We start from the raw sequence: 12444 nt of genomic DNA, 5'->3' as shown, positions 1-12444 counted from the left end.
CATGATTCTTATTTGCGAAGGAGTGCTAGTATGTCGCAGTGATTCCGGGGCGTCCAGCGCTGCACCCAGGCTTGCCGGGGGCTGCCGACAGGCGTCGCGCGGGCCCCGGCGGCAGTTGTTATACTGCCGCGACGCTTACCCTACCGCTGGAGATCGCATGCCTTCTCACGCCCCCCGTATCGCCATTGTCGGCGCCGCCGGCCGCATGGGCCGCAACCTGGTCAGTGCCGTGCAGCAGGATGACGGGGCCAGTCTGGCCGGCGGTAGCGTCTCCACCGGCAGCTCGCTGGTCGGCGCCGACCTGGGTGAACTCGCCGGCATCGGCCGCCTGGGCGTGGCTGCCACGGACGACCTGGCCGCCATCGCCGACGACTTCGATGTGCTGATCGACTTCACCAGCCCCGCCACCACCCTGGCCAACCTCGCTTTCTGCGCCGACCACGGCAAGGCGATCGTGATCGGCACCACCGGCCTCGACGAGGCCCAACTGGCCGAACTCGATGGCTACCGCGAGCGGGTGGCGATGGTCTTCGCGCCCAACATGAGCGTCGGCGTCAACCTGACTCTCAATCTGCTTGCCACCGCCGCGCGCGCGCTGGGCGACGAGGGTTACGACATCGAGGTGGTCGAGGCCCACCACCGCCACAAGGTCGATGCGCCCTCCGGCACCGCGCTGAAGATGGGCGAGGTGATGGCCGATGCCCTGGCGCGTCCGCTCAAGCAATACGGCGTGTTCGAGCGGGTCGGCCAGTGTGGTCCGCGTACCGAGAAAGAGATCGGCTTCGCCACCGTACGGGCGGGCGATATCGTCGGTGAGCACACGGTGATGTTCGCCACCGAGGGCGAACGCATCGAGATCACCCACAAGGCCTCCAGCCGCATGACCTTCGCCAAGGGCGCAGTGCGCGCGGCGCGCTGGCTCGCCGCGCGCGAGGCCGGGCGCTACGACATGCAGGATGTGCTCGGTCTGAAAGCCTGAGTCACGCCGCCGGCTACCGCCAAGGTGGCATTGACTTCGGGGTAGAGCCGGCGGCCACTTTCCGGTATCATCGCGCCAATTTGGCCGAGCGAACGCCACCGCGAGAGAGCAGCCGCAGGCAATGCAGTCGATGAGCACGTCGACCAGGATCGTGTCGATCAGGACAAGCAAGCGGGATGGAACCGGTCTTCCGGATTTCGTCCCGCTTTTTTACGACCCGGCTTAGCCCGACGACCCGACTGTGCACCTCATGATCTCGCGCTTGGCGACGGCCGGCAGACCCTAGGGCAGGGGGTGTTCCCTTGCCATTCGTTGGTGACCCGCTGAGGAGGATGAGGCCTTGAATAGACCTGCGATACTGGCGCTCGAAGATGGCAGTGTATTCCACGGCACTGCGCTGGGTGCCGATGGGCAGACCAGCGGCGAGGTGGTGTTCAACACCGCCATGACCGGCTATCAGGAAATCCTCACCGACCCCTCCTATACCCGCCAGATCGTCACGCTGACCTACCCGCATATCGGCAATACCGGCATCAATCGCGAGGACGTCGAGTCCGGCGCGATCGCCGCGGCCGGGCTGGTGATCCGCGACCTACCGCTGCTGGCCAGCAACTTCCGCAGCGAGCAGAGCCTGTCCGACTACCTTGCCGCCAACGGCGTGCTCGGCATCGCCGATATCGACACCCGCCGCCTGACCCGGCTGCTGCGCAGCAAGGGCTCGCTCAACGGCGCCATCCTGGCGGGCGCCGAGGCCACCGGCGACGACGCGGTGGCACGGGCGCTGGCCGCGGCGCGGGCCTTCCCCGGGCTCAAGGGCATGGATCTGGCCAAGGTGGTGTCGTGCCGCGAAACCTATGAGTGGCACGAAGGCGAGTGGGCGCTGGGGCTGGGCTATGCCGACACCGCCCAGGGTGAGCGGGCCTACCATGTGGTGGCCTACGACTACGGCGTCAAGCGCAACATCCTGCGCATGCTCGCCTCGCGCGGCTGCCGCCTGACCGTGGTGCCGGCGCAGACGCCGGCCAGCGAGGTGCTGGCGATGAATCCGGACGGCGTGTTCCTGGCCAATGGCCCCGGTGACCCGGAGCCGTGTGACTACGCCATCACCGCCATCCGCGAGATCCTGGAGAGCGGGATTCCGGTATTCGGCATCTGTCTCGGTCACCAGCTGCTGGCGCTCGCCGCCGGCGCGCGCACGCTCAAGATGAACCACGGCCACCATGGCGCCAACCACCCGGTGCAGGATCTCGACAGCGGTCATGTCATGATCACCAGCCAGAACCACGGGTTCGCGGTGGACGAGTCGAGCCTGCCGGACAACGTGCGGGCGATCCATCGCTCGCTGTTCGACGGCACCCTGCAGGGCATCGAGCTCAGCGACCGGCCGGCCTTCAGCTTCCAGGGTCACCCGGAAGCGAGTCCCGGGCCGCAGGACGTGGCGCCGCTGTTCGATCGTTTCGTGTCGATGATGCAGCGTCATCAGCAAAGCGCCGCCTGAGGCGCCGACAGCGGTGGCTGACACGAGCAGCCAGCAGCGGGATTTGACTCTTTCAGGGCCGGCGGCCGCCGCCGGCACCACCTTATTCGACGAGTGTTAGCGCATGCCAAAACGTACGGATCTCGACAGCATTCTGATCATCGGCGCCGGCCCCATCGTCATCGGGCAGGCGTGCGAATTCGACTACTCCGGGGCCCAGGCCTGTAAGGCGCTGCGCGAAGAGGGCTACCGCGTCATCCTGGTCAACTCCAACCCGGCCACCATCATGACCGACCCGGTGATGGCCGACGCCACCTATATCGAGCCGATCACCTGGCAGGCGGTGGAGAAGATCATCGAGCGCGAGCGCCCCTCGGCGATTCTGCCGACCATGGGCGGGCAGACCGCGCTCAACTGTGCGCTGGACCTGGACAAGCACGGCGTGCTGGCCAAGCACGGCGTGGAGATGATCGGTGCCAACGCCGATGCCATCAACAAGGCCGAAGATCGCGATCTGTTCGACAAGGCGATGAAGAACATCGGCCTGGAGTGCCCCAAGGCCAAGGTCGCTCACACCATGGACGAGGCGTGGGAGATTCAGGGCGAGCTGGGCTTCCCGGTGATCATCCGTCCCTCCTACACCATGGGCGGCTCCGGCGGCGGCGTGGCCTACAACAAGGAGGAGTTCGAGGAGATCTGCGGTCGCGGGTTCGAGCTCTCCAACAACCACGAGCTGCTGATCGACGAATCCTTGCTGGGGTGGAAGGAGTACGAGATGGAGGTCGTTCGTGACAAGAACGACAATTGCATCATCGTCTGCGCGATCGAGAACTTCGACCCCATGGGCGTGCACACCGGCGACTCCATCACCGTAGCGCCGGCGCAGACGCTGACCGACAAGGAGTACCAGATCATGCGTAACGCATCGCTTGCGGTGCTGCGCGAGATCGGCGTCGAGACCGGCGGCTCCAATGTGCAGTTCGGCGTCGATCCGAATACCGGGCGCATGGTGGTGATCGAGATGAACCCGCGGGTGTCGCGCTCCTCGGCGCTGGCGTCCAAGGCCACCGGCTTCCCGATCGCCAAGATCGCCGCCAAGCTGGCGGTGGGTTACACCCTCGACGAACTGCAGAACGACATCACCGGCGGCGCCACTCCGGCCTCCTTCGAGCCCTCGATCGATTACGTGGTCACCAAGATTCCGCGTTTTACCTTCGAGAAGTTCCCCCAGGCCAACGACCGCCTGACCACCCAGATGAAGTCGGTGGGTGAGGTGATGGCGATCGGCCGCACCTTCCAGGAGTCGATGCAGAAAGCGCTGCGCGGCCTGGAGATCGGTGTCGACGGGCTCGATCCCAAGGTCGCCGACTTCGGCCCCGAGAACATGGCGCTGATCCAGGGCGAGCTGCAGGCCGCCGGCGCCGACCGCATCTTCTACGTCGCCGACGCCATGCGCAGCGGCATGAGCGTGGACGAGGTGTTCGCGCTGACCAATATCGACCGCTGGTTCCTGGTCCAGCTCGAGGAGCTGGTGCGTCTGGAAGGCGAGGTGGCCAAGCGCGCGCTGCACGACTTCGATGCCGACGAGCTGTTCCGGCTCAAGCGCAAGGGCTTTTCCGACGCGCGTCTCGCGGCGCTTTTGGGCGTGGCCGAGAGCGAGGTGCGCGCACGCCGCCACCAGCTCGATATCCGCCCGGTCTACAAGCGTGTCGACACCTGTGCCGCCGAGTTCGCCTCGAGCACTGCCTACATGTACTCCACCTATGAAGAGGAGTGCGAGGCCGAGCCCTCCAGCCGCCAGAAGATCATGGTGCTCGGCGGTGGCCCCAACCGGATCGGCCAGGGCATCGAGTTCGACTACTGCTGCGTCCACGCCGCGCTCGCCATGCGCGAAGACGGCTACGAGACGATCATGGTCAACTGCAACCCGGAGACCGTCTCCACCGACTCGACACCTCTGACCGCCTTACTTCGAGCCGGTGACCCTGGAGGACGTGCTCGAGATCGCCGACAAGGAGCAGCCGGTCGGGGTGATCGTGCAGTTCGGCGGCCAGACCCCGCTGAAGCTGGCCCGCGCCCTGGAAGCCGCCGGTGTGCCGATCATCGGCACCACGCCGGATGCGATCGACCGCGCCGAGGATCGCGAGCGCTTCCAGCAGATGATCGACAAGCTGGGGCTCAAGCAGCCGCCCAACGCCACTGCGCGCAGCTTCGAGGACGCCTTCGTCAAGGCCGAGAAGATCGGCTATCCGCTGGTGGTGCGCCCCAGCTACGTGCTCGGCGGCCGGGCGATGGAGATCGTCTACTCGGCCGAGGAGCTGGAGCGCTACATGACCCACGCGGTCAAGGTCTCCAACGACTCGCCGGTGCTGCTCGACCACTTCCTCAAGGCTGCGGTGGAGATCGACATCGACGCCGTCTCCGACGGCGAGCAGGTGGTGATCGGCGGCATCATGCAGCACATCGAGCAGGCCGGCGTGCACTCCGGTGACTCCGCCTGTTCGCTGCCGCCTTACTCGCTGCCCGCCGACGTTCAGGACGCGATGCGCGAACAGGTCAAGCAGATGGCGGTCGAGCTCAACGTGGTCGGCCTGATGAACGTGCAGCTGGCGTGGCAGGATGGCGAGATCTACGTCATCGAGGTCAACCCGCGCGCCTCGCGCACGGTGCCGTTCGTCTCCAAGTGCATCGGCACCTCGCTGGCCCAGATCGCGGCGCGCTGCATGGCCGGCAAGACGCTGGCGGCGCAGAACTTCACCCGCGAGATCATCCCGGGTTACTACAGCGTCAAGGAAGCGGTCTTCCCGTTCAACAAGTTCCCCGGCGTCGATCCGATTCTGTCGCCGGAGATGAAGTCCACCGGTGAGGTGATGGGCAGCGGTACCACCTTTGCCGAGGCCTTCTACAAGGCGCAGCTGGGCGCGGGGGAAGCGATTCCCAAGCTCAGCGGCGAGCGCAAGGCGTTCCTGTCGGTGCGCGAGCCTGACAAGCAGGGTGTTATCGAGGTTGCCCAATCTCTGCTAGCCTTGGGCTTCGATCTCGTGGCGACCCGTGGCACGGCCCAGGCTCTGGAGCAGGCCGGGCTGACGGTCGCCGTCGTCAACAAGGTTTATGAAGGCCGTCCGCATATCGTCGATCTGCTCAAGAACGACGAGATCGCCTATATCGTGAACACCACGGAAGGCCGTCAGGCGATCAATGACTCCTCGGTCATCCGGCGTACCGCACTGGCGCGCAAGGTGCCCTATGCCACGACGCTGCAGGGGCGCGTGCTGTGTGCATGGCGCTGGAGTATGGCAACGAGATCACGGTGCGGCGGCTTCAGGAACAGCATGCAGGAGCAGTCAATGAATAAGGTCCCGATGACCGTCCACGGCGAGCAGGCGCTGCGCGAAGAGCTCAACCATCTCAAGGGCGAGGAGCGCCCGCGGGTAATCGCGGCGATCGCCGAGGCGCGCGAGCATGGCGATCTCAAGGAGAACGCCGAGTATCACGCCGCGCGCGAGCAGCAGGGCTTCATCGAAGGGCGCATCCAGGAGATCGAGGGCAAGCTCTCCAACGCCCAGGTGATCGACGTGGCCAAGATGCCGCGCACCGGCAAGGTGATCTTCGGGGTTACCGTGGATCTGCTCAACCTGGAAACCGACGAAGAGGTGCGTTACCGCATCGTCGGTGAGGACGAGGCCAACATCAAGGCGGGCAAGATCTCGGTCACCTCCCCGATCGCTCGGGCCCTGATCGGCAAGAGCGAAGGCGATGTGGTCAACGTGCGTACGCCGGGTGGGGACGTTGAGTACGAGATCTCCGGCGTCGAGCATATTTGATCGCACGCGCCCAGCCGCGCGTCGGTCAAACGGCATTGAAAGCGGCTTCGGCCGCTTTCGCCTTGTTGGTGGCTGGCTCGCAAGCGCTCGCAAAACAGATAGCCGCAAGCCAAAAAAAGAAGCCGCGACACTGTCGCGGCTTCTTTTCATTCAGGCGCCTTCTGATCTCTTCAGCTCGCGGGCGTCGGGCTCAGTGGCGTCCGTGGTGGTTCTCGGCGCGGGCGATGTTGGAGAGTTTGGGGTTGGCCTTGGGGTTGTGGCGGTAGAGCAGTGCCACCTTGCCCAGGCTCTGGACCAGCTCCGCGCCGGAGACGGCGATCAGCTCTTCGATCATCGCCTGGCGATCCTCGCGTTCGGGAATCGCCAGCTTGACCTTGATCAGCTCATGGTCGCGCAGGGCGCTCGCTCGAGTTCCTGCTGGGCGCCTTCGCCGAGACCGTTCTCGCTCACGGTGACGACGGGCTGGAGATGGTGGCCGATGCTGCGAAAGGCTTTCTTTTGTGCCGATGACAAGCTCATGGTAACCTGACCGTTGGACTTCACTAATAAGATTTAGCGGTGCTGCAATCGGTCCCACCACCGCACTGTCGAAACGCGCATGGTACGGGTTTCGGCAGCGCCAGGAAAGGCGGTAGGCGCCAAAGCCCCTGAGACACGGCCGATTCCGGCATGTGTCCGGCCGCTGTACCCGGCTTCTCCCCCTCTGGTTGCGTGGTCCGGCAGCACCTAGTGGCACCGTTCCAGCGGCCGACTCCCGTATCGCTCCATCATTATTTTCCGTATCTGCAGGTGGCCATTCGTGACCCGCTCCTCGACACCAGGCAAGACCGGCGCCGCGACGCGGCAGAGCAAGAGCAGCGCCGGCTGGCTCAAAGAGCACTTCGACGACCGCTACGTGCAGCAGTCGTGGAAGGATGGCTATCGTTCGCGGGCCAGCTACAAGCTGCTCGAGCTCGATCAGCGCGACGCGCTGCTGCGCCCGGGAATGGGCGTGATCGATCTGGGTGCGGCGCCGGGCGGTTGGAGCCAGGTGGCGGCGGAGAAGGTCGGCCCCGAAGGGGTGGTGATCGCCTCCGACATTCTCGAGATGGATGCGCTGGCCGGGGTCAGTTTCATTCAGGGCGATTTCACCGAAGAGAGCGTGCTCGAGGCGATTCTGACCGAGCTCGGTGAACGTCCTGTCGATCTGGTGCTGTCGGATATGGCGCCCAACATGAGCGGCATGGCGGCGATCGATCAGCCGCAGGCGATGTACCTGGTCGAACTGGCGCTCGATCTGGCTCGGCAGACGCTCTCGCCGGGTGGCGACTTCCTGGCCAAGGTGTTTCAGGGGGAGGGCTTCGATGACTATCTGCGCGAGCTGCGTGCCAGTTTCACCAAGGTGGTGACGCGCAAGCCGGAGGCGTCCCGGGCCCGGTCGCGTGAGGTCTACCTGCTGGCCCAGGGGTTCAAGGGTTAGACAGCGCCCGGGTCGGGCTTCGCGCACGAGCGCCCATCGAGAGCAAAGGCCAGGCAGTATCGGGGTGCAGCAGATTTCAGGGCCGGTTCGAGGCGGCATTCATCGCCTCGGCAGGCCGATACACGTGGTGTCTACCTGACCGACTTTCGCGCGGACACGGCTTGCAAGCATGGCCGCGAGCCCCCATCTGAGGTAGGGTCGAGAGCATGGCAGACGCAGGCGGCGAGATTCGTACTATGAGGGTGGTGTCTTGAACGACATGGCGAAGAATCTAATTCTCTGGTTGGTCATCGCAGCCGTGCTGCTGACGGTGTTCAACAATTTCAGCGTGGATAGCTCGCCGCAGACGATGAGCTACTCCCAATTCGTGCAGCAGGTGCAGAACGACCAGGTGCGCAGCGTGACCATCGATGGCTATACCATCAGTGGCGAGCGCAGCGACGGCACCCAGTTCCAGACCATCCGGCCGGCCGCTCAGGACCCCAAGCTGATGGATGACCTGCTGTCGCACAAGGTCACCGTGGTCGGCAAGAAGCCGGAAGAGCAGAGCCTGTGGACGCGGCTGCTGATCGCCAGCTTCCCGATTCTGCTGATCTTGGGGATCTTTTTCTTCTTCATGCGTCAGATGCAGGGCGGCGGCAGCGGTCGCGGCGGCCCCATGAGTTTCGGCAAGTCCAAGGCCAAGCTGCTCAGCCAGGATCAGATCAAGACTACCTTCGCCGACGTCGCCGGCTGCGACGAGGCCAAGGAGGAAGTGGTCGAGCTGGTCGACTTCCTCAAGGACCCCTCCAAGTTCCAGCGTCTGGGCGGTCAGATTCCCCGTGGCGTGCTGATGGTGGGGCCGCCGGGAACGGGCAAGACGCTGCTGGCCAAGGCGATCGCCGGCGAGGCCAAGGTGCCGTTCTTCTCGATCTCCGGTTCCGACTTCGTCGAGATGTTCGTGGGTGTCGGCGCCTCGCGTGTGCGTGACATGTTCGAGCAGGCCAAGAAGCAGGCGCCCTGCATCATCTTCATCGACGAGATCGATGCCGTCGGCCGTCATCGCGGCTCCGGCATGGGCGGCGGCCACGACGAGCGTGAGCAGACACTCAACCAGCTGCTGGTCGAGATGGACGGCTTCGAGGCCAACGACGGTATCATCGTGATCGCCGCTACCAACCGTCCCGACGTGCTCGACCCGGCGCTGCTGCGCCCGGGCCGCTTCGACCGCCAGGTCACCGTGCCGCTGCCCGACATTCGTGGGCGTGAGCACATCCTCAACGTGCACCTGCGCAAGGTGCCGATGGGTGACGGCGTCAAGGCCAGCATCATTGCCCGCGGCACGCCCGGCTTCTCGGGCGCCGACCTGGCCAACCTGGTCAACGAGGCGGCACTGTTCGCGGCTCGGCGCAATCGTCGCACCGTGAGCATGGAGGAGCTCGAGCTGGCCAAGGACAAGATCATGATGGGCGCCGAGCGGCGTTCGATGGTGATGTCCGAGAAAGAGAAGCTCAACACGGCTTACCACGAGTCCGGGCATGCCATCATCGGCCTGCTGATGCCGGAACACGATCCGGTCTACAAGGTCACCATCATCCCGCGCGGTCGTGCGCTGGGGGTGACCATGTTCCTGCCGCTGGAGGATCGCTACAGCTACTCGCGCCAGCAGATCATCAGCCAGATCTGCTCGCTGTTCGGCGGACGCATCGCCGAGGAGATGACGCTGGGGCCCAATGGTGTCACCACCGGTGCCTCCAACGACATCAAGCGGGCGACCGAGCTGGCTCACAGCATGGTGGCCAAGTGGGGCCTCTCAGACGAGATGGGACCGCTGATGTACGACGAGGACGAGTCGCACCAGTTCCTCGGTGGCCCAGGTCAGGGCGGCGGCAAGCTCAACTCTGGCGAGACCTCGACGCGTCTCGACAAGGAGATCCGCCGCATCATCGACGAGTGCTACACCACGGCGGAGAAGATCCTCGAGGAGAACCGCGACAAGCTGGACCTGATGGCCGAAGCGCTGATGCAATACGAGACCATCGATGCCGATCAGCTCAAGGACATCATGAAGGAACGCAAGCCGCGCCCGCCGAAGGACTGGGACGATCAGGGGCCGAGCGCCGGTACTGGCGAGCCGGTTGGCGACAGCGAGGTGCAGCCGGACGAGGACGAGTCCAAGGACGAGGAGCCGGGCAGCCGGCGTCCTTCCGATCCGCTGGGCGGGCCCGCCGGTTCCTGAACCGGACGCCATCTACACCGTTCCTCTTGCAACAGGGCGCCGATACGGCGCCCTGTTGCGTTATCGGCCCAGTGCACTCGCCAGCGCTGTAGTAGTTGTGTCTCGCAGCGCAGCGCTTGCGTCCAGCGGCGGCGCTGCTTAGAGTGACTCTCTTTTTTCGAGCCATTCTCTTTTTTCCCGCTTCTTGGCGAGCCGAGGCCCATGACGGAAACGCCCCACGCCGGATCGATGCTGCGCTGCGGCAAGCACCTCCTCGACCTTACCCGTCCCCGCGTGATGGGGATTCTCAACGTCACGCCGGATTCGTTCTTCGATGGCGGCCGGCACCAGCGCCTCGACGATGCCCGGCGCCATGCCGAGCGCATGCTCGCCGAGGGCGCCGATATCATCGATGTCGGTGGCGAGTCGACCCGCCCCGGGGCGCAGCCGGTGGCGCTCGATGCCGAGCGCGAGCGGGTACTGCCGGTGGTCGAGATGCTGGTGCGAGAGTTCGACGCTCTGGTGTCGGTGGATACCAGCGCGCCGCAGATCATTACCGAGGCGGCGCAGGCTGGGGCGGGGTTGATCAACGACGTGCGCGCGCTGACCCGTGATGGCGCCCTGGCCGCGGCGGCGCAGAGCGCGCTGCCGATCTGTCTGATGCATATGCAGGGCGAGCCCCAGACCATGCAGCAGGCGCCGCACTATGCCGAGCCGATCGAGGTCGCGGTGATCGACTTCCTGCGCCAGCGCGTCGCCGCCTGCGAGCAGGTGGGCATCCCGCGGGCGCGGCTGCTGATCGACCCGGGCTTCGGTTTCGCCAAGACACTGGAACACAATCTTCAACTGCTCAACCCGCTGAGTGCACTCGACGCGCTCGACCTGCCGCTGCTGGTAGGGGTGTCGCGCAAGCGCATGATCGGCGAGGCGCTGGGGCGTGAGGTCAGCCAGCGTCTTCCCGGTGGGTTGGCGCTGGCAGTGATGGCGCTCGAGCGTGGCGCGCGCATCCTGCGCGCGCACGACGTCGCCCCCACACGCGACGCTCGATATGGCTTGGGCAGTACTGCAGGAGCGAGGAGCCCATGAGTAGACGCTATTTCGGTACCGACGGTATTCGCGGCACGGTCGGCGAGGCGCCGATCACCGCCGATTTCATTCTCAAGCTGGGTTGGGCCATGGGTCGGGTGCTGTCCCCGGATCGCCGACCAGCAGACGCGCCAGAAGTCTCATCAGGCACCGCGGCCCAAGGTGGTGATCGGCAAGGATACGCGCATCTCGGGCTATAGTTCGAGTCGGCGCTGGAAGCCGGGCTGTCGGCGGCGGGCGCGGATGTTTCGCTGCTGGGGCCGATGCCCACACCGGGGATCGCTTACCTGACACGGACCTTCCGCGCCGATGCCGGTATCGTCATCTCGGCCTCGCACAATCCCTATCAGGACAACGGCATCAAGTTTTTTCTCTGCCGAGGGGCTCAAGCTTGCCGATGCGGTCGAGCTGGAGATCGAGGCGGAGCTCGACCAGCCGCTCGAGACCATGGCGCCCCATCGCCTGGGGCGTGCGGTACGCATCAACGATGCTGCCGGACGCTATATCGAGTTCTGCAAGTCGACGGTGCCCAATCGGCTCGAGCTGCACGGCCTGCGCATCGTGCTCGACTGCGCCCACGGCGCCACCTATCACATCGCGCCCAACGTCTTCCGCGAGCTGGGGGCCGATGTCAGTGTGATCGGTGCCGAGCCGGATGGCCTCAACATCAACAACGGCGTCGGCTCGACCCACCCCGAGCGTCTGCAGGCGGCGGTGCGTGAGCGCGAGGCGGATCTCGGTATCGCCTTCGATGGGGACGGCGATCGCGTGCTGCTGGTCGGTGCCGACGGTACCCTGGTCGACGGCGACGAGATCCTCTATATCATCGCTCGCGACCTGCACGCCCGTGACAAGCTGCGCGGCGGCGTGGTGGGAACCCTGATGAGCAACTTCGGCCTGGCCGCGGCGTTCGAGCGCCAGGGGATTCCGTTCGAGCGCGCCAAGGTCGGCGACCGCTATGTCACCGAGCGTCTGCTGGCCAACGACTGGCTGCTGGGGGGCGAATCTTCCGGGCACATTCTCTGCCGCCACGTGCAGACCACCGGCGACGGTATCGTCTCTGCGCTGCAGGTGCTCGCGGTGATGGTGCGCGAAAGTGCTACCCTGTCGCAGTTGCTGGAGGGTTTCGAGAAGGCCCCCCAGGCGCTGGTCAACGTGCGTCTGCCCGGCGGCAGCGATGCCAAGGCGCTGTTGGAGAGCCCCGAGCTGCACCAGAGTGTGCGGCGGTGGAGCAGGAGCTCGGTGATGGCGGTCGAGTGCTGCTGCGCCCCTCGGGCACCGAACCACTGATTGGGTCATGGTGGAAGGGCGTCCGCGCTTCGACGTCGCCGCGATGGCCGGGCGGATCGCGGCGAGCGTCGAGAATCTGATCACCTGAGCGGCAGGGGGCGCGAGTTCTCTTGTTGTCTTGCTGTCAAGGCT

General features: G+C 65.4%; 8 protein-coding genes and 3 pseudogenes. 10 read left to right on the top strand and 1 reads right to left on the bottom strand.

Features of this window, described 5'->3' with window-relative positions:
• The first annotated feature begins 157 nt into the window (after nucleotides 1-157).
• The 4 genes and pseudogenes from dapB (at nucleotide 158) to greA (ending at nucleotide 6280) form a co-directional block, all read left to right on the top strand.
• Complete coding sequence (dapB, locus tag CN538_RS05805) at nucleotides 158-979, top strand: 4-hydroxy-tetrahydrodipicolinate reductase (protein WP_106418833.1); 822 nt, start codon at nucleotides 158-160, stop codon at nucleotides 977-979.
• Between the two features lie 340 nt (nucleotides 980-1319).
• Nucleotides 1320-2477, top strand: coding sequence for a glutamine-hydrolyzing carbamoyl-phosphate synthase small subunit (gene carA, locus CN538_RS05800; protein WP_106418832.1), 1158 nt, complete (start codon nucleotides 1320-1322; stop codon nucleotides 2475-2477).
• Nucleotides 2478-2580: 103 nt separating this feature from the next.
• A pseudogene (carB, locus tag CN538_RS05795) lies at nucleotides 2581-5811 on the top strand (carbamoyl-phosphate synthase large subunit).
• The gene (greA, locus tag CN538_RS05790) at nucleotides 5804-6280 is read left to right on the top strand and encodes a transcription elongation factor GreA (protein WP_035476167.1); all 477 of its coding nucleotides are present in this window, start codon (nucleotides 5804-5806) and stop codon (nucleotides 6278-6280) included. The pseudogene carB and the gene greA overlap by 8 nt, the downstream one beginning before the upstream one ends.
• 190 nt (nucleotides 6281-6470) lie before the next feature.
• On the opposite strand, the pseudogene CN538_RS05785 reads toward greA, so the two are convergent.
• Nucleotides 6471-6799: pseudogene (locus tag CN538_RS05785) on the bottom strand (YhbY family RNA-binding protein).
• Nucleotides 6800-7079: 280 nt separating this feature from the next.
• Here CN538_RS05785 and rlmE point away from each other — a divergent pair.
• The 6 genes and pseudogenes from rlmE to CN538_RS22055 all read left to right on the top strand — a co-directional run bounded on the left by rlmE (nucleotide 7080) and on the right by CN538_RS22055 (nucleotide 12392).
• Nucleotides 7080-7739 (top strand): 23S rRNA (uridine(2552)-2'-O)-methyltransferase RlmE, encoded by a 660-nt coding sequence (rlmE, locus tag CN538_RS05780; protein ID WP_106418830.1) that lies wholly within the window; start codon nucleotides 7080-7082, stop codon nucleotides 7737-7739.
• Between the two features lie 250 nt (nucleotides 7740-7989).
• Nucleotides 7990-9957 (top strand): ATP-dependent zinc metalloprotease FtsH, encoded by a 1968-nt coding sequence (ftsH, locus tag CN538_RS05775; RefSeq protein ID WP_106418829.1) that lies wholly within the window; start codon nucleotides 7990-7992, stop codon nucleotides 9955-9957.
• 201 nt (nucleotides 9958-10158) lie between these two features.
• Nucleotides 10159-11022, top strand: coding sequence for a dihydropteroate synthase (gene folP / locus CN538_RS05770; RefSeq protein WP_340638275.1), 864 nt, complete (start codon nucleotides 10159-10161; stop codon nucleotides 11020-11022).
• A pseudogene (gene glmM / locus CN538_RS22065) lies at nucleotides 11019-11354 on the top strand (phosphoglucosamine mutase); the annotation flags it as partial. The gene folP and the pseudogene glmM, both read left to right, overlap by 4 nt.
• Entirely contained in the window at nucleotides 11332-12312 is a 981-nt protein-coding gene (locus tag CN538_RS22060; protein WP_340638274.1) for a phosphohexomutase domain-containing protein, read from the top strand. The pseudogene glmM and the gene CN538_RS22060, both read left to right, overlap by 23 nt.
• Nucleotides 12249-12392 carry a hypothetical protein gene (locus CN538_RS22055; RefSeq protein ID WP_242495581.1) on the top strand — a complete coding sequence of 48 codons (144 nt, stop codon included), beginning with the start codon at nucleotides 12249-12251 and terminating at the stop codon, nucleotides 12390-12392. The genes CN538_RS22060 and CN538_RS22055 overlap by 64 nt, the downstream gene beginning before the upstream one ends.
• The last annotated feature ends 52 nt before the right edge of the window (nucleotides 12393-12444 follow it).

Origin of the sequence: Salinicola tamaricis (assembly GCF_003006155.1) — a bacterium.
GTDB lineage: Bacteria > Pseudomonadota > Gammaproteobacteria > Pseudomonadales > Halomonadaceae > Salinicola > Salinicola tamaricis.
Note: the sequence above shows the minus strand (reverse complement) of the source record. Positions and strands in the feature narration are given on the sequence as shown.